This window comes from Exiguobacterium profundum, from assembly GCF_042652865.1.
Taxonomy (GTDB): Bacteria; Bacillota; Bacilli; order Exiguobacteriales; family Exiguobacteriaceae; genus Exiguobacterium; species Exiguobacterium profundum.
In genome coordinates this window covers 764885-786953 of the sequence record NZ_JBHSHG010000001.1, presented here as the reverse complement: position 1 = coordinate 786953, position 22069 = coordinate 764885, and the positions used below count along the sequence as shown (strand labels likewise).

The 22069-nt window shown below is 48.7% G+C and carries 21 protein-coding genes; 15 read left to right on the top strand and 6 right to left on the bottom strand.

The genetic code is table 11. From position 1 onward, the window contains the following. The first annotated feature begins 54 nt into the window (after positions 1-54). On the top strand, positions 55-1266 hold the full coding sequence (locus tag ACFO4U_RS04070; RefSeq protein WP_214690887.1) for a hypothetical protein: 1212 nt from the start codon (positions 55-57) through the stop codon (positions 1264-1266). Beyond that, entirely contained in the window at positions 1263-2402 is a 1140-nt protein-coding gene (locus tag ACFO4U_RS04065; RefSeq protein WP_215243921.1) for a hypothetical protein, read from the top strand. The genes ACFO4U_RS04070 and ACFO4U_RS04065 overlap by 4 nt, the downstream gene beginning before the upstream one ends. Before the next feature lie 62 nt (positions 2403-2464). Here ACFO4U_RS04065 and ACFO4U_RS04060 read toward each other — a convergent pair whose 3' ends face one another. Together ACFO4U_RS04060 and ACFO4U_RS04055 are read right to left on the bottom strand one after the other, a co-directional pair. Further along, positions 2465-3478 carry a tyrosine-type recombinase/integrase gene (locus ACFO4U_RS04060; protein ID WP_215243922.1) on the bottom strand — a complete coding sequence of 338 codons (1014 nt, stop codon included), beginning with the start codon at positions 3476-3478 and terminating at the stop codon, positions 2465-2467. A 15-nt stretch (positions 3479-3493) separates the two neighbouring features. Continuing rightward, complete coding sequence (locus ACFO4U_RS04055; RefSeq protein ID WP_215243923.1) at positions 3494-4537, bottom strand: GGDEF domain-containing protein; 1044 nt, start codon at positions 4535-4537, stop codon at positions 3494-3496. 340 nt (positions 4538-4877) lie between these two features. On the opposite strand from ACFO4U_RS04055, the gene ACFO4U_RS04050 reads away from it, so the two are divergent. The 3 genes from ACFO4U_RS04050 to parC all read left to right on the top strand — a co-directional run bounded on the left by ACFO4U_RS04050 (position 4878) and on the right by parC (position 9784). After that, a complete protein-coding gene (locus tag ACFO4U_RS04050; RefSeq protein WP_074037001.1) occupies positions 4878-5282 on the top strand; it encodes a CoA-binding protein in 405 nt (134 codons plus the stop codon). 126 nt (positions 5283-5408) lie between these two features. Beyond that, the gene (gene parE / locus ACFO4U_RS04045; protein WP_074037925.1) at positions 5409-7376 is read left to right on the top strand and encodes a DNA topoisomerase IV subunit B; all 1968 of its coding nucleotides are present in this window, start codon (positions 5409-5411) and stop codon (positions 7374-7376) included. Between the two features lie 2 nt (positions 7377-7378). Next, positions 7379-9784, top strand: coding sequence for a DNA topoisomerase IV subunit A (parC, locus tag ACFO4U_RS04040; RefSeq protein WP_214690891.1), 2406 nt, complete (start codon positions 7379-7381; stop codon positions 9782-9784). A 32-nt stretch (positions 9785-9816) separates the two neighbouring features. Here the strand turns inward: parC and ACFO4U_RS04035 are convergent, their stop codons facing one another. After that, complete coding sequence (locus ACFO4U_RS04035) at positions 9817-10329, bottom strand: DinB family protein (RefSeq protein ID WP_215243924.1); 513 nt, start codon at positions 10327-10329, stop codon at positions 9817-9819. Between the two features lie 124 nt (positions 10330-10453). Between ACFO4U_RS04035 and ACFO4U_RS04030 the strand changes: the two genes are divergently transcribed. Genes ACFO4U_RS04030 through ACFO4U_RS04020 form a run of 3 tightly spaced genes read left to right on the top strand, consistent with a single transcriptional unit; the run spans position 10454 to position 12264 of the window. Further along, positions 10454-11071, top strand: a complete 618-nt coding sequence (locus tag ACFO4U_RS04030) for an NUDIX hydrolase (RefSeq protein ID WP_215243925.1) — start codon at positions 10454-10456, stop codon at positions 11069-11071. 11 nt (positions 11072-11082) lie between these two features. Beyond that, positions 11083-11796, top strand: a complete 714-nt coding sequence (locus ACFO4U_RS04025) for an MBL fold metallo-hydrolase (protein ID WP_012726326.1) — start codon at positions 11083-11085, stop codon at positions 11794-11796. Positions 11797-11811: 15 nt separating this feature from the next. Continuing rightward, positions 11812-12264 (top strand): GNAT family N-acetyltransferase, encoded by a 453-nt coding sequence (locus ACFO4U_RS04020; protein WP_012726325.1) that lies wholly within the window; start codon positions 11812-11814, stop codon positions 12262-12264. Positions 12265-12389: 125 nt separating this feature from the next. Here the strand turns inward: ACFO4U_RS04020 and ACFO4U_RS04015 are convergent, their stop codons facing one another. Continuing rightward, the gene (locus tag ACFO4U_RS04015; protein WP_159562319.1) at positions 12390-12929 is read right to left on the bottom strand and encodes a GNAT family N-acetyltransferase; all 540 of its coding nucleotides are present in this window, start codon (positions 12927-12929) and stop codon (positions 12390-12392) included. Positions 12930-13193: 264 nt separating this feature from the next. Here ACFO4U_RS04015 and ACFO4U_RS04010 point away from each other — a divergent pair, with 264 nt between their 5' ends. The 5 genes from ACFO4U_RS04010 (at position 13194) to ACFO4U_RS03990 (ending at position 17774) form a co-directional block, all read left to right on the top strand. Then, entirely contained in the window at positions 13194-14042 is an 849-nt protein-coding gene (locus ACFO4U_RS04010) for a transporter substrate-binding domain-containing protein (RefSeq protein ID WP_215243926.1), read from the top strand. A gap of 7 nt (positions 14043-14049) precedes the next feature. Then, the gene (locus ACFO4U_RS04005; RefSeq protein WP_074037007.1) at positions 14050-14748 is read left to right on the top strand and encodes an amino acid ABC transporter permease; all 699 of its coding nucleotides are present in this window, start codon (positions 14050-14052) and stop codon (positions 14746-14748) included. A 113-nt stretch (positions 14749-14861) separates the two neighbouring features. Then, the gene (locus tag ACFO4U_RS04000) at positions 14862-15770 is read left to right on the top strand and encodes an AAA family ATPase (protein WP_215243927.1); all 909 of its coding nucleotides are present in this window, start codon (positions 14862-14864) and stop codon (positions 15768-15770) included. Between the two features lies 1 nt (position 15771). Then, on the top strand, positions 15772-16800 hold the full coding sequence (locus ACFO4U_RS03995; RefSeq protein WP_012726320.1) for a DUF58 domain-containing protein: 1029 nt from the start codon (positions 15772-15774) through the stop codon (positions 16798-16800). Further along, positions 16797-17774, top strand: a complete 978-nt coding sequence (locus ACFO4U_RS03990; RefSeq protein WP_214690897.1) for a hypothetical protein — start codon at positions 16797-16799, stop codon at positions 17772-17774. Before ACFO4U_RS03995 ends, ACFO4U_RS03990 begins: the two co-directional genes overlap by 4 nt. Positions 17775-17817: 43 nt before the next feature. Here ACFO4U_RS03990 and cls read toward each other — a convergent pair whose 3' ends face one another. Beyond that, positions 17818-19284, bottom strand: a complete 1467-nt coding sequence (gene cls, locus ACFO4U_RS03985; RefSeq protein WP_214690898.1) for a cardiolipin synthase — start codon at positions 19282-19284, stop codon at positions 17818-17820. A 110-nt stretch (positions 19285-19394) separates the two neighbouring features. Between cls and ACFO4U_RS03980 the strand changes: the two genes are divergently transcribed. Next, positions 19395-20615, top strand: coding sequence for a cation:proton antiporter (locus ACFO4U_RS03980; protein WP_214690899.1), 1221 nt, complete (start codon positions 19395-19397; stop codon positions 20613-20615). Positions 20616-20661: 46 nt separating this feature from the next. Here the strand turns inward: ACFO4U_RS03980 and ACFO4U_RS03975 are convergent, their stop codons facing one another. Then, positions 20662-21450 (bottom strand): LysM peptidoglycan-binding and 3D domain-containing protein, encoded by a 789-nt coding sequence (locus ACFO4U_RS03975; RefSeq protein ID WP_159562314.1) that lies wholly within the window; start codon positions 21448-21450, stop codon positions 20662-20664. Between the two features lie 208 nt (positions 21451-21658). Between ACFO4U_RS03975 and ACFO4U_RS03970 the strand changes: the two genes are divergently transcribed. Then, complete coding sequence (locus ACFO4U_RS03970; protein WP_159562313.1) at positions 21659-21919, top strand: DUF1294 domain-containing protein; 261 nt, start codon at positions 21659-21661, stop codon at positions 21917-21919. Positions 21920-22069: the final 150 nt, after the last annotated feature.

Genomic DNA, 22069 nt, shown 5'->3' with positions numbered 1-22069 from the left:
ACGAGAATCGGGAAAAATTCACAATGAGATGATGAAAGAAAGTGAGTGGATGGGATGGAGACGATCAACTGGAAGAAAAAGATGGAGGAACAGTTAAGGCGTAGCGGCTTCACCTTGCAAGTCGAAAACATGTCCAATATCCGCTTGACTGAGATTCTTGCGAGTTCTTCTCCATTGATCTCTTATCCGCTCCGAGTCCGTTTATATGAGCGGATGGGTTGGCTCATGTGTACGGTCGATTCGCCAACGCTCGATCGGAATGAAGACCATCCGTTATTTGAACGCATGGTGACCGCCGTCTTTGAACGGATTGTGCGTCACCTTTATAACGGATATGGTTTTCATATCTTGACGTTTATCGGGGATACGGGAAATTACATCGCTCCGAAAGATTCGGAGACAGGGGAGGTCGTGCGTCTCGTCGCCCACCTTTGGAATGACCGGTCGTACATTCACCTTGACACCTTTGAAGAGTATCCAGCCTTATACGTGACGCCGCCATGGGCACATCAAGCCTATGCCATCGAAAGCACAGAGGATGAGTGGGTTATATACGCAGGGAGAGGGGGGAGGCCGTCGACCGATTATCGTGCGGACGGTGTCGAATTGAAACCTCATCGTCTATCGGATGGTGAGCTCTTCTTCCCGGTGGATCGGATTTCGAAAGAGAAAGGAACCCTCGCCCTGGCCGAATGGCTTCGACTCGAAAGGCGAGAAGTCGAGGACTTTATGATGTCCTTCATGCAGACAATCCGGAAGTTCGATCCGTCGTTTGGATTCGCATGGGGTGGGACCGAAACCTTTTTTCATGGTGTACCGGTTGAACCGTACGCGCAGGTGCTCAGGCTCGAAAGTGGGAAACGTCGCTATCGCGTCATGAACAATACGGCAAAACGACTATTTGCCGCCTCGGACGACCCGAACGAGTGTCTGAAGGAAGTGAGTCGAACACTAGGGACAATCACGCTCCCTGAACGGCGTGTCTCAGCCCTCGGTCAATTGATCATGGGGATCTGGCAACAGTTTGAGACCGATGAAGAGACGTACATTCAAGAAGTCGCGTTTCGTGACATCTCCAAATTCCAAATGGAAGAAAAGATTGGACATGCTCTCGCGAATCAACAACGGATTCGCTGGATCGACAAGAATCATCCGCATCAGGATGTGATTGAATATGCTCATCTTCGTATCACGTTCCCGAAACGACCACCTGGGCTTGTTACAGTCGAACCCGCTGAATCCGGACAAGAGAGAGGTGCTTTATGAGAATCGTTGACGCACGAGCCATGCCAATCGATCATGAAGATGTGATCGCCATTACCCCTTCCTCTGTCTACTATCGCGAGAAGATGGATCGAACGACATTCTCGCTCTATCGCTTTGACGAAGAGGACGGTGTGATCACACAATTGAACCGAAGGGAGTACGCGGATTATGGTTATCCCAAGCTTTTCGTCGATGGAGACATCGTCTACTTTATAAATGAGGTTCCAGACGGTGAAGGGGTAGTCAAGACAGAATTGATTGCCTTCTCTTACAAGTCAGGCACCGAAGAAGTTGTCACGACGTTTGAGAAGCGTGGGAATAGCACATTGTTCTGGGTATTGGATCATCGTTACTTCCTCTTTTTGACGGTGTTTGAATCATCGGATGAAGCATGGCTTTATGACCGGGTGACCAATCAACGGGAGCGTATCCGAGATGAGCGCCTCGTCGGTAAGACGGAACGATTCCGAGAATTATATTTGTTTACGACCACATTCGCCGGTGTTCCATACATCGTCTGTAACGCAAGACTCGATGAGTTTGACTATTATAATGCACTCGATGATGGGCGCATCTCTCCTGACGACCCGATTGACCATTCCGAGGCATTATTGATTTGCCCACTTGAAGAGGCGGTCGAGGCGATATGGGATCATCGGGACGAATTGCCATTCGATGATGTCCTTCGTCTACAAGGGGAAGGGGACACGGTCCAATATCTCGGAGAAAATGAAGGGACGCTTCGATTCTCCGCTTTTGTTGACTCGTTAAATAAGGAAGTCATCTATGATTTGACGGCTCCCGATGTCTTGCATGAAGTATCGGTCGTCGATTGGGGTGCTTATGAACCGATTGATTTCACTTACGACGATATAAGTTCGACGATTTTCATCAAAGTTGATGAGACGGATATGCACTCAGAAGTCATTGACCTCGCAACCGGTGCGCGTTATATCGACGTGGAACCGTTCGAACGCGTCATCGGTCGCCGCTATCTCGTCCATGAATATACGGAAGGACTTACGAGCGGGGTCGTGATTTTCGATTTAGAATCGGAAGAACGTCTCACTTATGACAATGCCTATTTTATGGTCATCGATGATGCCATTTTGATTTTGTCAATGTCCAGCACATAAATATAACCACTACCCATTATATAGGTGGTGGTTATATTTGGATATATAGTTTACATAACATATTATTGTAAACCTGATATTGCGTGTTTTTTCCGTTCATCTCCGATATGGGCATAGACTTGTGTCGTTGCCACAGATTCATGCCCGAGAAGCTGTTGAATCGTGAGCACATCGACGCCCCCCATGGCGAGACGCGAAGCGAACGTGTGACGGAGCTTATGTGGCGTTACCTGTTTATGGCTCAAGAACGGCAAGTAAGGCTTTAAGCGGTCAATATGCCCTTTCAACATATGCTGAACCGTCCGTACAGCGATTCGTTGTCCCTTCTCATTTTGGAACACCGCCCCTTCGCTCGACGTGTGGCGATACTCAGTGAGGAGCGGAAGAAGTGGTCCTGCGATGGGGATCAAGCGTTCCTTATTGCCTTTACCGATGACCCGAATCGTTCCGGTCTCAAGGTTTATATCGGACCAATTGAGTCCGACAAGCTCGGATACGCGCATTCCTGTCAGTCCAAGTAACTGTATGATTAAAAAGTCTCGCGCGCGATTCATTTCGTACCAACTCGCCTCGCGATTCGTCATGCCGACGTTGCTACGTACGAGCGTCGAGAAGTCGAGCCACTCCGATTCCGTCAAATAGACGGGGTTCCGTTTGCCGCGTTTCGGACGTTCTACGGTTTGAAAAGGATTCACCGTTGCCTGATTGGTCTCGATTAAGTAATTGAAGAGTGACTGTAACGTTGAAAGCTTCCGATTGATGACGCTCGGAGCGTTTTCGAGCTCGAGGGCAAGATAAGTCGCATACGCTTCTGCTCCGGCATAGTCAATCTCTGTGAATGATGGCAAGTCAATCGTTTCAGGTTCTAACTCCGTTCCACTCACGTGCTCGACCCAACGAAAGAAATCTAAAACGTCATACACATAGCGCTGGGCCGTCTGTTTGGAATAATGCTTCGCTGCTAAATGATGAAAAAACTGTTGGATGAATGCGGGTAGTCGGTGCAACCCGTTCAACTCGAAGCGTTTCGTCGTCGTCGGTGTCTGCCGCTGTCCAAGTTGACGGAAAATACTCATAGAATGCTCCTTTCTTCATGTAGTTCTCACTTGATTCTTTCCGCTACGCTTCCCTTCACGAAGGAAGTTGTCCGCTTCTTTGACGATCTCTTCGACCGTATCGTGACCAACACGAACCGCAAGTCCGAATGTCATTGTGACATGAAGACGTTCTCCTGCGTAATAGAGAGGAATCGACTCGATTTGCTGTCTCAATTGTTCGGTGATTGTAAGGAAGTTATCGCATGGACTCGAAAAGAAAATCAGGAATTCCTCGCCTCCCCATCGGACTACAATGCCGTCGACGTCGGATAGGATGCTGGCGACTTGTTGTAGCACCCGGTCCCCACAATCATGTCCGTAAGTCTCGTTAAATGATTTGAATCGATCAATGTCACCGAGGACGAGTGCGTATGGAACGCCTTCATGAGCGGCTTTGTCGATTGCTTTGGAAACCTGTTCATGCCCGACTTTTCGGTTCAATAGTCCGGTCAATCCATCCGTCGAGGCGAGAATTTGCAACCGCTCATTAGATTGTTCGAGTTCATCTGTCACTTCGACAACGGCTGACTCAAAGATAAAGGAGAGCCCTGCAATCATCATCACGGTCGATAGGATACAAAAGAGTCCGAGCGCTTGTTCTATCTGTATCGGTAAGGTCTCGATGCCGTCAGATACATAGATGAATAGAAGGCTATAAATCAGCATCGCGATGGCCGTGGTCAAGATGCGTTGGCCTCTTGATACGCTTGGCATGAAAAAGACACCGTATGCCATCATGAGGATAAAATAATGCATGTTGATCTCCCAGCCGAGTATAACAGTCGAGATGACGGCGTTGTAAACGACTTCGATAAAAAGTCCGGCAAAGAAAATTCCGTACCACCTTTTATGTACAAAATAGAATGAAATCGTGTAGTAGATCACACTCAAGCCATTTGATAGGAATAAGAGAGTCAAATCCAGACGATAAAACAAGATGCAAAATAGGAAGTGAACCAACCAGGCGATAACGTTGCCGTAAAAAGTAATACGTTCATTATATAGTGTTCCTCGACGAGTTTCATAGGTTGTTCCCATCGCACACCTCCTTTCTTTTAGTATAACGAAACAATGAACAAATTTATATAAATGTCCGAAAAACGGATTCAAAAAACGCTCTTATCTCGTATGTATTATTGCGTGAAATAGATATTTCACGCAATGTACATGAATTGCGTGATTGTATCTCAATCGAGTGGTTAATCGACTGATTGATTTTATAGCAAAATAAATGGTAGACAATAATTTGTTATGTAAACCATATTGGTTTGTCTTGAAATTGTAATGTTGAGTCATTATACCTTATGATGAAAATAAGACTTGAAACAGGAAGGAAGGTAACGTTACACTGTAAGCGTAAACCAAAGGGGGATTTTGGATGGATGATCAGCGTTTGAAGCAACTTTTGTCTGAAGCGAAGACCATCGCGGTCGTCGGTGTGTCCGACAACCCGAACAAGACGGCCAACCAGATTGCGGAGTATTTGCTTCGTGTCGGGTATACCGTCATCCCTGTCAACCCGATGCTCGAGGAGTGGAACGGTCGTAAGGCGTATCCGTCCGTCGAGAGCATCCCGGGTAGAATCGATATCGTCGACGTGTTCCGTCGCAGCGAATTTTTAGCGGGTGTCGCGGAAGATGCGGTACGACATGGGGATGTCGGGCTCGTCTTCAACCAGCTCGGTCTCTCAAGTGCTGAGGCGGAGCAAATCGTGCGTGACGCCGGGCTCGATTATATCGAGAACCGCTGCCTGTACGTGGAGCATGCTCGTCTACTCGGATAAGACCTACCTCCTTGGTAGGTCTCCTTTTTTTCAGCGATGGCTGACAAGGGAGGCTTGCCAGAATCGATGAACAGCTATACAATAGGAAAGAAAAACGAACGTGTGTTCGAAATTGAGGTGACTGCTATGTCAACAGATCTATTTAATTACAATGAAGACGCCATCCAGGTGCTCGAAGGACTCACGGCCGTGCGGAAACGACCGGGGATGTACATCGGGTCAACCGACCATCGCGGACTTCACCATCTCGTCTATGAGATCGTCGACAACGCGATCGATGAGGCGCTCGCTGGGTTCGGTGGTCAAATCGATGTGACGATTCATAAGGACGATGCCATCACGGTCCGTGACCACGGCCGCGGGATGCCGACAGGAATGCACGCCTCTGGAAAGCCTACCCCAGAAGTCATTTTTACGGTCCTTCACGCTGGAGGAAAGTTCGGACAAGGTGGATACAAGACGTCTGGTGGACTCCACGGCGTCGGTGCTTCGGTCGTCAACGCCCTATCAAGCAAGGTCGTCGTGACGATTTATCGTGACGGAAAAGTGTTCGAACAGACCTTTGCAGACGGCGGTGTGCCTCAAACGACACTGATTGAGACAGGCAAGACACGCCAAACCGGCACGAGTGTCTATTTCAAACCGGATGCGACCATCTTCTCAACGACGACGTATAACTATGACACGCTCGCCGAACGCCTCCGTGAATCGGCTTTCCTCTTAAAAGGATTGACGATCACGCTCACTGATGAGCGTACGGAGAAGCAAGAGACGTTCCATTACGAGGAAGGGATTGCCGAGTTCGTCCAATACTTGAACGACGATAAGGCGACACTCCACCCAATCGTCTATTTCGAAGGGGTCGAGAATGAGATCGAGATCGAACTCGCGTTTCAGTTCACGGACGCCTATTCCGAAAATGTGCTCTCGTTCGTCAACAACGTCCGGACACGCGATGGTGGAACGCACGAGGTCGGTGCCAAGACGGCGATGACCCGAATCATGAACGAATATGCACGGAAGAACGGTTTACTCAAAGAGAAAGATAAAAATCTCGACGGCGGCGACGTCCGTGAGGGACTCACGCTCATCGTGTCGGTCCGGATCCCGGAGGAATTCCTCCAGTTCGAGGGGCAGACGAAGTCGAAACTCGGGTCACCGGAGGCACGTGCGAGCGCTGACAGCGTCATGGCGAAACAGTTGACGATCTTCCTAGAAGAGAACCCTCAGATGGCGACGATGCTCATCAAGAAGGCGATTCGTGCGGCACAGGCTCGCGAGGCGGCCCGCAAGGCACGGGAAGAGGCCCGTAACGGGAAGAAAAAGAAACGCTCGAGCATCTTGAACGGAAAATTGACGCCTGCGACGTCAAAGAATGCTGCTAAGAACGAGCTCTTTCTCGTCGAGGGTGACTCGGCCGGTGGTTCAGCCAAACAAGGGCGGGACCGTACATTCCAGGCTATCCTGCCGCTGCGCGGGAAGGTCATCAACTCGGAGAAGTCGAAACTCCAGGACATCATGAAAAACGAAGAGATCAACACGATCATCCATGCGATCGGCGCCGGGGTCGGTCACGATTTTGATTTGGACGACTGTAACTTCGACAAGGTCATCATCATGACGGATGCCGACACGGACGGTGCACACATCCAGGTGCTCCTCCTCACGTTCTTCTTCCGTTATATGCGACCGCTCGTCGAGGCGGGCCGCGTGTTCGTTGCCTTGCCACCGCTCTATCGCATCTCAAAAGGGAAAGGCAAGTCCGAACAGTTCGACTATGCCTGGGACGAAGAGGCACTAGAGAAGCTCGTCAAAGTGTATAAGAAAGGCTATATCCTCCAACGCTACAAAGGTCTTGGCGAGATGAACGCGGACCAGTTATGGGAGACGACGATGAACCCGGACACTCGTACACTCATCCGTGTCACAGTCGACGATGCGGCCGTTGCGGATAAGCGTGTGTCTGTCCTGATGGGCGACAATGTCACGCACCGTCGTGAATGGATTGAGGAGAACGTCGCCTTCGGACTCCAGGAAGATGATTCGATCATCGCCAATGAACATGTGACTAAAGCGATTGAGGAAGTGATGTAACAATGTCGACGATTCAACACATTTTAAACCTATCTCTCGAACAGGTCGTTGGAGACCGGTTCGGGCGTTACTCAAAATATATCATCCAAGACCGCGCCTTACCGGACGCACGTGACGGACTCAAGCCTGTACAGCGCCGGATTCTATATGCGATGCACCACGAGGGGAATACGAACGATAAGCCGTATCGGAAGTCTGCGAAGACGGTCGGGAACGTCATCGGGAACTATCACCCGCACGGTGACTCGTCCGTCTATGAGGCGATGGTACGTCTCTCGCAAGATTGGAAACTCCGGTATCCGCTCATCGACATGCATGGGAACAACGGATCGATGGATGGTGACCCGGCGGCGGCCATGCGTTACACGGAAGCCCGTCTCTCGAAGATTGCGGGTGTCATGTTGACGTCAATTGCGAAGAATACGGTCGATTACACGCCGAACTTTGACGATTCAACGGAAGAACCGCTCGTCTTGCCGTCGCTCCTCCCGAACCTGCTCATGAACGGAACGACAGGGATTTCAGCCGGTTATGCGACGGAGATCCCACCGCATAATTTGACAGAAGTCCTCAACCTTGCCATCGCACGTTTGAATGGCCAGGTCGATATCGCTAAAGATGCGCTCGAGTATGTCACAGGTCCTGACTTCCCGACCGGGGGGACGGTCATGGGTAAAGACGGTATCCTAAAGGCGTTCGAGACCGGTAAAGGGAAGGTCATCATCCGGGCGAAGTCCGAGATTGAGCAATTAAAAGGTGGCCGTGAACAGATCACGATCACAGAACTTCCGTATGAAGTGAATAAGGCGAACCTCGTCAAAAAAATGGAAGAGCTCCGCCTCGATAAAAAGGTCGAAGGCGTCGCAGAAGTCCGTGACGAAACAGATCGGACGGGACTTCGGGTCGTCATCGAATTGAAGAAAGAGGCCGACGCAGAAGGTGTGCTTCACTTCTTTTTGAAGCATACGGACTTGCAACTCGCCTATAACTATAATATGGTCTCGATCGTGAACCGGACGCCGAAGCAGATGGGAATCATCCCAATCATCGATGCCTATTTGAAGCATGTCGAAGAGGTCGTGACGCGCAGGACGACGTTCGAACTCGAGCAGGCGAAGAAACGTGCTGAAATCGTCGATGCCTTAGAACAAGCCATCTCGGTCCTCGATGAGACACTCGAATTGATCCGTTCCGCCAAAGACAAGGCGGACGCGAAGAAGAAACTGATGGAGCGGTTCTCATTCACGGAACGACAAGCCGAAGCCGTCGTCATGCTCCAATTGTATCGACTCACGAATACGGACATCGTCGAGTTGCAAAAAGAAGCAAAGGCGCTCCAAAAAGAGATTGCCCGCCTCTCAAACATCCTCGACGTGGACGCGACAAAACGGAAGTTGATCGTGAAAGAACTTACGGCATTGCGTGACGAGTTCGGAGATGACCGTCGTTCGGTCATCGAGTCGGAAGTTGAGGAATTAAAACTGAAGACGGAAGTTATGATTGCTGTCGAAGAGACGATGGTATTCGTCAGCCGTGACGGGTACGTCAAACGTGCCTCGATGCGTTCGTATGGAGCGTCGAGTGACGTTTTACCGGAGATGAAAGAAAAGGATCGTCCACTCCTTACGACTCAAGCCATGACGACGGACCACTTGCTCGTCTGGACGAACAAGGGCAGCTACCTCCTCATCCCGATCCATCAGATTCCAGAATCGAAGTGGAAGGATGCCGGACAACACGTGGCCAACCTCGTTCCGATTGAAGGGGAACAGGTTATCTCGGCAGACGTCGTCTCGACGTTTGATACGGACGCCCATTGCCTCTTCGTGACGAAAGACGGGATGGTCAAACGTACACCGTTACGCGACTACGACGCGCAGCGGAAATCGAAACCACTCATGGCCTTGAAGCTGAAAGGTGACGACGAGGTCGTCTTCGCCGGGATCAGTGACGGTCCAGGGCAGTTGTTCCTTGTTTCAGAGCGTGGATACGGGCTCTGGTTCAAAGAGGATGATGTCCCTGTCGTCGGACAGCGGGCAGCCGGTGTGAAGGCGATGAACCTGAAAGACGGTGACCTCGTCGCCGATGCCTTCTCCTTCTTCACGCCACCATTATTCGTTCTCGTGACGCAACGGGGAGCGGTCAAGAAGATGAAGCTCGAGGACCAGTTCGACTGTACGAACCGCAACCTTCGGGGGACGATGCTCATTCGTGAGGTCAAATCAAAACCGCACCAAATCCGTCGTGTGCTTCCGGTACATGGGGATGAGACGCTTCATATCGTCGGAAAAGAAAAAGCAAAACAAGTAAAGACAAAAACCCTTACGCTACTCGATCGCTATGCCAACGGCTCGTTCGTCTTTGACGAAGACTCGTTCGGTGAAATCGAGGACGTGTATCTCGATTAATCAAAAGACCTGTGATTTGGCTGATTCGCCGTTCACAGGTCTTTTTGTCGTAGCCATGTCTCTAGATCGTGTTGTTGTCGTCGATGGTGCAGCGTGTGCATCTCGATGAGGTTGAACCATTCTCTCGCATTCAGCCAGCCGAACCCACCGTGAAGCGTCTTTCGATTGTCATCTGCATCGTTCAAACGGGATTCCAACGTATCCATCTTTGAGATTAAGATGGTCATGCGTTCTCGCAATCGATCTTTCGAGTCAGTATTTTTCGGTGGTTGATTCATCTCAGGTGGGAGCTCGATTTTTATCGGTGGAAAGTCTCCCCGTTCGAACAACTTTTCTCCAAAAGACGTCTTCTCTTCACCGAGTTCACCCTCACCACGTAGGCAGCGGTCGGCCTCTTCTAAATACTCCTCTGCGACCAAAATGAGATGGTCAAACATTTGTCCAATGGACCAGATGCTCGGGGCATGCTTGTATCGCAAGTCGGACATGGTATAACGTGCGAGATCTTTTCTGAATCTGATTAATTCATAGCGTATCCTCAACATCTCACCTCCATTTTCTTTTAGTATACGTGATTGAAAACTGATGTCAGAGAATGTGAGTTATGAAAAGGAAGAATGCATCAATTTGCCGAAAAAGACATGTAGGACAAAAGATAGGGGGATCTATATGTCTCAATGGCTGACGTGGGCGAAACGGATTCAGGCGCTGTCTCAGGCCGGTCTGACGTTCACGCGTGATCAATATGACCGAGAACGGTACGAAGAGTTACAAGAAATCGTAAGAGAGATGTATGAACGGCACTCGGACTTATCGAACGAGGCTATCTTACAACTCGTTCATGTGGACGGTTATCCGACTCCGAAACTTGATGTGCGAGGCGTCATCTTCAAAGATGACCGAATCCTGCTCGTGAAGGAGCGGTCAGATGGGTTGTGGACCTTACCCGGCGGTTTCTGTGAAGTGAATCGCTCTCCTGCCTCGAATATCATCAAAGAAGTAGAGGAAGAGGCTGGCCTGGATGTGATTCCAGTACGGTTGCTCGCCTTGTTCGATATGCATGAACATCCACACCCACCTCTCTCGGAGCATTATTACAAACTTTTCATCGAGTGTGCACTGATTGGTGACGGGGAGGGGAGCGCCGGCGTGGAGACGAGTGACGTCGGTTTCTTTGAACGAGACGATTTACCTGATCTCTCCCTTGCCCGCAATACGATCGAACAGATTCATATGTGCTTTGACGCACATTGGCAAGAAGAAGACTGGACCACTTTATTCGACTAGGAGGCTCAATGATGCAAGTAAGACGATATGGACATATCCATCAACTGACCTTTTACGCTCCCGTACTGCCAATCAACGTTCAACTGTTTGAGCATGAGCTCGGACTCGTCTTGATCGACACGGCGCTGGAGCGGAACGCGACTGATATCCTGTCATATATCGCCGAACTCGACAAGCCACTCCTCGCGATATTGTTAACGCATGCTCATGGGGATCATATCGGTGGGGTAGACGCGATCAAAGCAGAACATCCGCTCGCTGAACTCTTCATCTCCCGACGTGATGCCCGCCTCTTATCGGGAGATCGGTCGCTAGAGGAAGAAGAGCAGAACAAGATTCGTGGTTCTTTGCCGACGATTCGTTCTACACCGGATGCGGTACTAGATATTGGTGAGCGGTTATTCGGTTTACGTGTCCTCGATGCAGCGGGTCATACACCAGGGTCGATTGCGTACTATGACGAGGTAAATCGGGTATTATTTGCAGGTGACGCTTTTCAAACTCAGGGAGGGGCAGCGGTGGCGGGAGATGTTCGGCCGTTATTCCCATTACCAGGACTCGCGACATGGAATCGGTCCGTAGCCGTCGAGAGCGCGGAGCGCCTAGTGGACTTGTCACCACTCCTTACCTTCGTAGGGCATGGTCCGCCACTCAAAGGGACACACCGGCTCTATTTGGCGTTGAAACGGGCGAAACGGAAGCAGGCGAGAAAGTTTATCCGTTAACGGGAGGGTTGCACCATGCAGCTGAAAGAAGTTGCCATTCATCAATTTGAGCAAGCCCAACAGATGCTCGAGATTCAACGTAACGCTTATGCGGTCGAAGCGGAACTGCTCGGGTTTGACGAAATCCCAGCGCGCTATGAGACGATTGATGTCATTCAAAACTTACCAGGCACGAGTTATGGCTTATATATCGAGGAGCGGTTGATTGGGTTTGTCACGGTGGAAGCATCTGAGAAAACTGTTGAAATCACGAAACTATGTATCGACCCGACATACTTTCGGGCGAGACTGGCGACGACGTTACTCGAACACATATTGAGCATTCACAAAGGAAAGTTGATTTACGTGCATACGGGCAAGCATAACGGACCGGCGAAGCGTCTGTATACGAAACTTGGATTTGAACCGAGTGCCGAATTCGAACCAGAACATGGCGTCACATTGATCCGGTATACGCATACGTCTTAAATTCAAATCTCATCTCACTATCATAAGTATACTAAGATAATGAGATGAGATATTATTTTTACTGATAATATATGTTATGTAAACTAGTAAAAAATAGAGCAAAAAATTGCTCTGACTGAAGTTCCCTATTCCTTAAAAATCTTGTACCAGTACAAGGTCAATTCAATTTGTGGATTTGCATATTGTTTTGTTGAATCGACGCCACCAAGTTGAAATCCCTGTCTTTCATAGAAACGACAAGCAATGAGATTATCGTTCTGAGCTTCAAGCGACAAACCAATCATCCGTTTCTCTTTTGCCCACTGTTCGGCTGTTTCGATCAACATTTGTCCAATCCCACGTTTACGATATGTTTGACGGATCGCGATATTTTCAATGTATGCAAAGCGACTCCAATCCTTCACGAGTCGGATTTGTCCGACACATTCATCAGCGTCCATCGCTAAAAAGACGATTCGATTGTCATGTTCGATATACTGCGTCCAATCAATCCGGTCTTCTGGAAATGAGGTTTCTTTCGTCACGACATCTAGCTCTTCAACATAAGACCATTGACCGTTTATGTAACTGGGAACTATCCGTCCGATGATTGGAAAAGGATCATTTGCATCATTCACAATGTGAACATGCGCCTCATCTAGGGCTCTGATTCGAATCATACTCATCCGCTCCGCCTCCTCTATTGCGTATTAGTTCTTCATTCATCTCATTTTACTTTCCAGAATGTAATATAAGGCTCATTGATTCTGTCTCAATTTAATTTTACTTCTGTATCATTGTTGTGAATTTAGCATTCATCGGAATGATAACGCTTTATGAATAAACGTTTCAAATTTTAAATTCACCTGTTTAAACTATGTTTCACAGTTGCTAGACCGCTGAAGTCATGCTATTTTTAGACAGATGAACCATCTTAAGGAGGAATTCTTGTGAAACGAACGACTAAAGGTTTGGCAGCAACTTTATTTTTAGCAATCCCTCTTGCCGCTTGTGGTGATGATAGCACGAATCAAGCAGATACGACACGCTGGGAAGAGATTCAAGAAGAAGGCACATTGACGGTCGGAACTGCCGGCACCCTCTACCCCGCTTCTTTCCGTGAAGAAGAGAGCGATACGTTGACAGGTTTCGATGTCGAACTCATGAAAGAAGTCGCCAAACGCCTTGATCTCGAAATCGAGTTCAAAGAAATGGCATTTGACAACATGTTAACGAGTGTTCAGAACGGTCAAATCGACATCGCTGCAAATGATATCTCGGTAACAGAAGACCGTCAAGAGAAGTTCGCCTTCTCAAAACCGTATAAATACACTTACGGGACTGCTATCGTTCGCAAGAGCGACCTCTCTGGAATTGAATCACTCGAGGATTTGAAAGGCAAGAAAGCCGCTGGTGAGGCGACGACTGTCTTCATGGATGTGGCTCGAAAGTATGGAGCAGAAGAAGTCATCTATGACAACGCCACGAACGACCAGTACTTGCGCGACGTTTCAACGGGACGGACCGATGTCATCTTGAACGACTATTATCTTCAAACGTTGGCACTTGCATTCTTCCCTGAGTTCGATATCACGATTCATCCGGATATCGCCTATAACCCGCAAGAAGTAGCATTTTTGATGGATAAAGAAAATGACGAGCTCCAGGAGAACATCGACCGTGTACTAGATGAAATGCTTGAAGATGGTACAGTCAAAGAACTATCTGAGCAATTCTATAATGGTGCCGATGTTTCGGTAGAACCTGACGTAGACGCAACAATCGTCGAAACGAAGTAATGTTGGCATGTCGTTCTCAGATGTCAAATGGGACGCCATCTTTGACGTAGACCTGGCGATCCAATCGTTTCCTTACCTGTTGGGCGGGTTACCGAATACGCTTTGGATCTCGTTCATCAGCATGTTTTTTGGTCTCCTGCTTGGTCTTTTGCTGGCGCTCGGGAAGTTGTCTCCGACACGACTCCTTCGCTATCCGTCGACTTTCTATATCTCGTTCATGCGTGGAGTCCCCATCTTGATCATTCTGTTCATCCTCTATTCGGGATTCCCGTTCATCGGAATCGAGTTCGCCGCTTTGACGGCAGCCATTCTCGGATTTAGTCTGAATTCTGCCGCCTATATCGCTGAGATCATCCGCTCCTCGATTCGCGCGGTCGATGACGGACAGGTTGAGGCGGCTCGTTCACTCGGGATGGGGAAATGGTTGACATTGAAGGGGGTCGTCTTACCGCAGGCGACACGGATCGCCCTTCCGCCGCTCTCGAACGTTTTTCTCGATCTGATTAAAGCGAGTTCGCTCGCTGCGATGATCACGGTACCTGAGATATTTAATAAGGCCAAGATCGTCGGTGGACGAGAGTTCGACTACATGACAGTGTATATCGTCGTGGCGTTGATCTACTGGGCAATCTGTACGTTCATGTCCTTTTTCCAAGAATGGCTCGAACGTCATTTTGAACGATACTTGGATTCTCCAAAACGTTGACTGACTGGCTTATGCCGGTCGGTCTTTTTTAGTGAAATGGATTTTTGATACATCTCCTGAACCGATTATGCTATGATTTTCTTAATTATCAGAAAAATATAGGGGGATTTTGAATGAACCATCCATGGGTTTCACATTTGAATAATCAAGTCATTGGTCAATCGAAAGCCATCAAGCTCGCTTCGATTGCATTACTATCAGGAGGTCACGTTTTACTCGAGGACCGTCCCGGTACGGGGAAGACTACACTTGCCCGTAGTTTGGCAAGTTCGATATCAGCGACATTTCAGCGTGTACAGTGTACCCCGGATACATTGCCAAGTGATATTTTAGGAATGGAGTTATTCAATCCGACGACCGGAGCGTTCGAACGTCGGACGGGTCCGATTTTCACATCGATTCTACTTGTCGATGAGATTAACCGGACGACGCCACGTACACAATCTGCGTTGCTTGAGGCGATGCAGGAACGTCAAGTGACACTCGGGGAAGTGTCGCTCAAGCTACCGGAACCATTCTTTATGATTGCCACTCAAAACCCATTCGATGGACAAGGGACGTTTCCGCTCCCGCAGGCTCAATTGGACCGTTTCTTATTCAAATTGACACTTGCTCCCCTCTCGCGAGATTCCGAACGACGACTGATTCGCAATGAGCACCTCGCTTCAGAATCTTTCTCTCTGCAACAGGACGAATTGTTGAAGATGCAACAAGAGGTACGAGATGTCCGATTCCACGAGGCGATGGAGGATTACTTACTGGATTTGATGGAGTCACTTCGTCATCATCGTGACATCGAGGTTGGACCAAGTCCACGTGCGACGCTCGCGTATACGATGGCGGCTCGGGCTCATGCCTATATGGAAGGACGCGACTATGTCTCACCAGAAGATATTCGGGCACTCGCGCTTCCGATTTTAGGGCATCGAATCGTCTTGACGGTCGAAGCGTCGCTGAAGACGAAGCCGTCAAAGTTGATCAAATCTGTACTCGAGACCATCCCGGTCCCCTCAGAGGTGTAAGATGCAGTTAGTCAGCCCACGCTATCTCGAGTCCGGCTATATGTGGCTCCTGTTCGTCGTCGGGGTCTTTACGGCACTTTATGGGAACGTCTTGATTGCCAGTCTATTGATTGGATTCAGTCTCTATGCACTGGTCATGCCATCTTTTATGTTTCGATTGGCAGAACAAATCCATGTCGACCTCACTGAGGAGATGAAACTCTTTCCGAACGACGAGGCCGTCTATGTCTTGAAACTTGTGTCGACGGCAAAAGTCCCGCTTGGCGTTGTCCGCCTATCCGGCTATTTGCATCCCACCGTGGAATCAGAAGGACATGCGTTTTGGCGGCAGGAGAACTTTGTCGAGACGAATGCGACTGTCGACTTCACAATCCCGCTCCATGCGAAGAAGCGAGGTCCTATCCGCCTAGAGGCTATCGGGATGGAAATTCGGGATCCGTTACGCATGTTCTCGCTCTATAAAGAGGACTCACTCCCACGCATCGGCTATGTCTTCCCAGAGTTTTCGCCCTATCCGATTCCGAAACGTCCCCCTACTCTCCCAGGTGAGGAGATGGTTCGTCATAGTGCCTATCGTGACCCGGAGACGTTCCAATCGGTCACTCCATATCATGGGCAACCGATGCGACAGCTATATTGGTCTGCCTATGCGAAGACGGGCGAACTGCTGGCCCGTACCGAGCAACCGGTACAAGCAAATGAATATGTCATCGTCCTCGACTTGTTGACGAAGGATGGGCGTGCCCTCACCTATCAGATGGAGCGCCTCATCTCGCAAGCTGCCGCATTATGCCGTGATTTCGAGAAAGAAAATGCGAGTTACGGTCTGATTGTCCCGACGCTTACGAAGGATGGAATCACGTATGACCTTCAACCGGGAAGTGGTGAGGTACATTTTCGGAAGATTATGACGACGTTCGCTTGTCTGTCCGAGAGTGATTTTCCGCTTGCTCGCTCCTTGTTTGAACGAAAGGTCGCCAAATACAGTGGGAATCAGTCGATTCTCCGCTTGGGGGGTGACGGTCAATGAGATGGTTATGGTGGGTCTTCGCAGCATTTTACATTGGGCACGTGTTTCCATTGCTCTTCTTATTGACACTTCGTCTCCCTCGGAATACACAACTGATTGTACAGACGTTCCTGAGCGTCGGTGCCCTTTATTTCTCTTATGAGATGAGCATCATGCTTTTGATATTCACATACGTTCATGCATTCATTCGGACGTTGGATTGGACGGACCGTTACGCGATGGCGAGCGTATTGTTTTTAGTGGCGGACTGGTTATTCCCCCCGGCATCGCAATCGCTCGCGATGGTGCTCTTTCCGTTCATCTTTTTGATTTGGCAACGAAACCTGTATTACCGTCGCGACTACAAGCGGATGGTGACGATGTTGACCGTAGGCCTAGGCATCGGTCTGATTGTCTCTCTCATCATTCGTACGATTAAAGAGCTATTGTTTGGTAATGTCGTCGCCTGGATCACTCCATTCTTTTTGTGGATCGGGAGCTGGTTTGATGGAATCGTACTCGACCCGAATGATCGCGTAAACCGCTTCCTCGTACCGGATAATCCGAACCTAGATGCGGAGACAGTGGCGCAAGAGACATTGCTCGCGTCCGCATCGAATAACTCGCTGTTCTATATCGGAGTGTTTGTAATGATCTTGCTTCTTGGGGTAGGATTGTTCTTCTATCTGCAGAAGCGAAAAGACATCCAGGAAGATGGAATGATTCCTAGGAGTATTCACCACCCGACACTCTCAGATAAGCGGATTGTCCGCTCGCCTCGCCAGATTCGCCTTCTTGAGACGGGACGAAAGTTAGAACAGCATCACCCACGTCATCGAGAGGAGACGGTGGCTGATTGGTTGCAGCGAATCGAGTTCACGGACCACAGGCTTTATGCAGATTGGTTAGAGGCCGCAGAGTATGGGGACAAGGAAGCGCCACAAGCAATCAGTGATTCATTCGAACGACTCGTTGAACAAGTGAATAAACGCTAAAAAACATCCGGCAGAGGAGTTCCTTCTGACCGGATGTTTTTCATTATAAAATTGGACTGAGAAGGCGGGACACGCTCTCTTTGAAGCGAATCCAACGTGTCCTCGATTCATATCGTTCGATGGTTAGCCGCTCAGCGCGTGCCTCGTCTCGCTCGAACGCATCGATGACGGACTGAGCGACGTCTTTGTCGAAGACGAGCGCTGAAATTTCAAAGTTGAGGCGGAAACTTCGGGCGTCGATGTTCGTCGTCCCAATTGATGCGACTTCTCCGTCGATGACGAGCGTTTTCGCATGAAGGAAACCTTCCTCATACGTGAACACTTCTGCTCCGTAACGTACGAGCTCCGCAGCGTTCGCATAGGTCGCCCAGTAGACAAACATATGGTCGGGCTTGTTCGGGATCATCAGTTTGATCTTAGTACCCGCCATCAGGGCGATTCGACAGGCATCAAGGAAACTTGCATCCGGGATGAAGTAGGGAGTCTGGATATAGATACATTCTTTCGACTGGGTGATCATTTTGACGAGCATATTCTTTAAATGCTCCGTCGACGAGTTTGGACCCGATGTCACGATTTGAACCGGGGACGCATGACGAGCAATCCCTTCGATTGGCCAAACAAAGTCGTCTTTCTGTGCCTTCGTTCGTGTCGGGACAGAGCGATTCCAATCCAGGATGAAACGTTCGAGCAATTCCTTAACGGCGTCGCCTGAAATTCGTAAGTGAACATCTCGCCAATAACCGAAATGCTCATCCTTTCCGAGATACTCATCCCCGACGTTGAAGCCGCCGATATAACCAAGTTCTCCGTCAACGACGCAGAGTTTTCGGTGATTTCGATTGTTGACGCGGAAGTTGATGCCGAGTTTGGACGGAAAGAACGATTTGACTTCCCCACCGTGGGCCAGCAGGTCCTTAAAGTGTTTGTGCCTCAGTCCCCTCGAGCCTACCGCATCGTAGAGGAGTCGGACACGTAATCCTTGTTTTGCCTTTTCGGTCAATAAGCGAATTAACGATTGACCCAGCGCATCGTTTTGGATGATGTAATATTGAATGTTCACTTCTTTCGTCGCCTGTTCGATATCTCGAAACAGTTGATCAAACTTCTCTTTTCCGTCGTGAAGGACGTCGATATCGTTCTGGAAAGACATCATCGCATTCGTCGATACGAGATTCAATCGTGCGAGTCGTCGGTGCTTCAATAGAAGTGGATGATTGAACGGTGCCATGGATTGGTCCAATTGGTCAAGTTGCTCCGCCACATGATGATGATACGCTTCACGTTTCTCTTCTTCGACTTCATAAAAGTTTTGAGATTTGATCAATCGACCGAAGAAGATGTAGACGAAGAATCCGATGAGAGGCAAGAAGAAGAGGACGAGTAACCACGCCCAAGTCGTTCCAATGTCACGCCTTTCAAAAAAGATAATGGTGATTGCAAACGTGAGGTTAAGCAATAAGATGAGCCAAGTCATGATGACGATAATGAGTCCGATAGTCACTTCCATGGTATCCCTCCCTTTCTTTCAATTCTTACCCGAAATCAAACAATCTTAGCAAATGTTTTTCCTGATTTGGGTATACATTAATGAAGAAGTGAAGAAACGGGGGGAAGCTTATGGAAGACATGATGATTGGGTTCAGCTTACTTGTCCTCATCGGTGCACTTTCGCAGTTACTCGCTTGGCGATTTGACTTTCCAGCCATCTTGATTATGACGGTTGCAGGGATTCTAGTCGGACCGATTTTCGGTTGGTTGGAGCCGGATCGGATACTCGGTGAGCTTTATAGCCCACTCATCTCCATCGCGGTGGCGCTCATCCTGTTTGAAGGAAGCCTCAGTCTCGAATTCAGGGAGATTGACGATTTGCGGAGATCAATCTTTCGTCTCGTCACGGTCGGGGTATTCGTTTCTTTTATCTTGACCTCGATTTTGCTCATCATGGTTGGAGATTTTCATTGGTTGCCAGCATTTACGCTCGGTGCCATCTTTGTCGTGACCGGACCGACCGTCATCATTCCGTTACTTCGACAAGCTAACTTGTCCGCACGCCCAGCTAAAGTCTTGAAATGGGAAGGGATCATCGTCGATCCTCTTGGCGCCTTGATTGGACTCTTTGTCGTTCGAGTGGGATTCATCTTCTATCAAAACGACGGTCTTGCGAGCCACTTGCCATTTTTTTGGTCCTGTATCGTCGCGATCGCCTTTGGGATTGCCGTTGGACATCTATTAATTCGTTTGTTCGGGAATGAGAAAGTCCCTGAATATTTAAGAACAACCCTCACGTTCTCTGGGGTCCTCCTCGTATATTCAATCAGTGAATGGGTCATGAGCGAGGTCGGGCTATTGGCTGTAACGGCAATGGGATTGACGATGGCAAATTCAAAGCATGGACATATGCATATTCTGAAACAGCTTCGTGAGTTTAAAGAGAACATTTCGATTTTACTGGTTTCGACAGTCTTCATCATTCTGACGGCAAGTTTGACACGTGATAGTTTACTCGCCATTTTCGACTGGCCTCTCCTCTTGTCGATTCTCGGAATCTTATTTTTTGTCCGACCGATCTCGGTGCAGACGTCGCTCCTCGGTTCTCCGCTATCCGCTCAAGAGCGGGCACTCATCAGCTGGATTGCCCCTCGAGGTATTGTTGCGATGACGGTGACCGGTTTCTTTGCACAAGAGATTGCCGAACTGGGAATTGAAGATGCGGAACGGATGTTGCCAATCACACTCGGTTTAGTCGTAACGTCTGTCGCCCTACATGGATTGACGATTAAACCACTCGCGAAGCGACTCGGACTGACGAAAGTGAAGAATCCTTGGGAGAAGGTATAGACAAAAAAAGACACCGCCCGATGGCAGTGTCTTTGATCAGCTTGAATTAGTTCAAGACTTTGATTGTGATTGATTGGCGACCGAAAGCAAGTGCTTGCTCTTGTGTCGGCATCAAGATATCGATTTTGTTTCCTTTGATGGCACCACCAGTGTCTCCTGCGATGGCTTCTCCGTATCCTTCAACCCATACTTTAGAGCCGAGCGGAATGACAGAAGGGTCAACCGCGATGACTTTTTGGTTCGGGTTCGAACGAACGTCGATTCCTGTCGCTGTGATACCAGAACATCCTGCACAATATGGTGTATAAGCTGTCGCTTCAACTGTCATTGTCTGACCTGAAGCCGGAGCTTGGGTTTGCGTTGTAGACGATGCAGTTTTTGTTACAGGTGCTGATGTCGATGTCTTCGGTGCTGTTGTCTTCGCATCGTTCGCTACAGATGCAGCGGCTGCACCTTTCACGGCGAACTCTTGTCCAGGGAAAATAAGATCTGAATCAAGACCGTTCCAAGTCATCAATTGATTGACAGAGATCCCGTGGTTCAATGCGATACGATAAAGTGTATCACCTGATTTAACTGTATACGTTTTAGATGCAGTAGAAGCTTGTGATTTTGCTTCTGCCTTTCCAAGTTTCAAGACTTGGTTCGGATAAATCATATTTGAGTTTAAGCCGTTCGCTTGTTTGATGTCGTTTACAGAGACGTTGTTGTTCACGGCGATACGATAGAGTGTATCTCCAGACTGAACTGTGTGTGTTGATGCTGCCGAAGCTGGAGCAGCGACTCCTAAACTAAGGCCAGCGAGTGCCGTTAGTGTCAATAGTGGTTTTTTCATAAGAATATTCCTCCCTTTTCTAACGCCCCCTTACTGTAACACCTGTATATTTCACAGCGATTACAGGACGATATGAGAGTGTTATCAGTTCATTTACAGAACAATTCACGAGGATGAGAGGTTTCTGAAAATTGTTTCAATCTATTGAAACGGCTTCACAGAGCCAATTTAAGATATACTAGAGAGAGAAAAAAGGAGGTTTTGGTCTTTGGAACTATTACTGCTATATTACATTGTGACTAATCTACTAGCGTTTGTGTCATATTTTGTCGATAAACGACGGTCTCGTGTCGGAGCTTGGCGTATTTCTGAGCGGACATTGTTGACGATGGCATGGATCGGTGGAGCGTTCGGTGCCTATTTGGCGATGCGCGTCTTTCGTCATAAGACGCTAAAACCGAAATTCCGAATCGGAGTGCCTGTTGCAATTCTCGTGCATGCTGCGTTTACCGGTTGGCTGATTTTTTAAACTCTTATATAGAAGAAACTCGATTGTATCTTTTAATGAACGATGATTAAAAATGTCAGATTCGTCCCAGTTCATGCTCATTTCAAAGTGTTTCTCCGTGAACAATCGAAATGAAATGTCGGGAAATTTCCGAAACGAGGAGGATGGCTC

What these genes read in the sequence shown, in the direction of transcription:
- ACFO4U_RS04070 (WP_214690887.1), top strand. Translation starts at nt 55, where the DNA reads ATGGAGACGATCAACTGGAAGAAAAAGATGGAGGAACAGTTAAGGCGT.
- ACFO4U_RS04065 (WP_215243921.1), top strand. Translation starts at nt 1,263, where the DNA reads ATGAGAATCGTTGACGCACGAGCCATGCCAATCGATCATGAAGATGTG.
- ACFO4U_RS04060 (WP_215243922.1), bottom strand. Translation starts at nt 3,478, where the DNA reads ATGAGTATTTTCCGTCAACTTGGACAGCGGCAGACACCGACGACGACG.
- ACFO4U_RS04055 (WP_215243923.1), bottom strand. Translation starts at nt 4,537, where the DNA reads ATGGGAACAACCTATGAAACTCGTCGAGGAACACTATATAATGAACGT.
- ACFO4U_RS04050 (WP_074037001.1), top strand. Translation starts at nt 4,878, where the DNA reads ATGGATGATCAGCGTTTGAAGCAACTTTTGTCTGAAGCGAAGACCATC.
- parE (WP_074037925.1), top strand. Translation starts at nt 5,409, where the DNA reads ATGTCAACAGATCTATTTAATTACAATGAAGACGCCATCCAGGTGCTC.
- parC (WP_214690891.1), top strand. Translation starts at nt 7,379, where the DNA reads ATGTCGACGATTCAACACATTTTAAACCTATCTCTCGAACAGGTCGTT.
- ACFO4U_RS04035 (WP_215243924.1), bottom strand. Translation starts at nt 10,329, where the DNA reads ATGTTGAGGATACGCTATGAATTAATCAGATTCAGAAAAGATCTCGCA.
- ACFO4U_RS04030 (WP_215243925.1), top strand. Translation starts at nt 10,454, where the DNA reads ATGTCTCAATGGCTGACGTGGGCGAAACGGATTCAGGCGCTGTCTCAG.
- ACFO4U_RS04025 (WP_012726326.1), top strand. Translation starts at nt 11,083, where the DNA reads ATGCAAGTAAGACGATATGGACATATCCATCAACTGACCTTTTACGCT.
- ACFO4U_RS04020 (WP_012726325.1), top strand. Translation starts at nt 11,812, where the DNA reads ATGCAGCTGAAAGAAGTTGCCATTCATCAATTTGAGCAAGCCCAACAG.
- ACFO4U_RS04015 (WP_159562319.1), bottom strand. Translation starts at nt 12,929, where the DNA reads ATGAGTATGATTCGAATCAGAGCCCTAGATGAGGCGCATGTTCACATT.
- ACFO4U_RS04005 (WP_074037007.1), top strand. Translation starts at nt 14,050, where the DNA reads ATGTCGTTCTCAGATGTCAAATGGGACGCCATCTTTGACGTAGACCTG.
- ACFO4U_RS04000 (WP_215243927.1), top strand. Translation starts at nt 14,862, where the DNA reads ATGAACCATCCATGGGTTTCACATTTGAATAATCAAGTCATTGGTCAA.
- ACFO4U_RS03995 (WP_012726320.1), top strand. Translation starts at nt 15,772, where the DNA reads ATGCAGTTAGTCAGCCCACGCTATCTCGAGTCCGGCTATATGTGGCTC.
- ACFO4U_RS03990 (WP_214690897.1), top strand. Translation starts at nt 16,797, where the DNA reads ATGAGATGGTTATGGTGGGTCTTCGCAGCATTTTACATTGGGCACGTG.
- cls (WP_214690898.1), bottom strand. Translation starts at nt 19,284, where the DNA reads ATGGAAGTGACTATCGGACTCATTATCGTCATCATGACTTGGCTCATC.
- ACFO4U_RS03980 (WP_214690899.1), top strand. Translation starts at nt 19,395, where the DNA reads ATGGAAGACATGATGATTGGGTTCAGCTTACTTGTCCTCATCGGTGCA.
- ACFO4U_RS03975 (WP_159562314.1), bottom strand. Translation starts at nt 21,450, where the DNA reads ATGAAAAAACCACTATTGACACTAACGGCACTCGCTGGCCTTAGTTTA.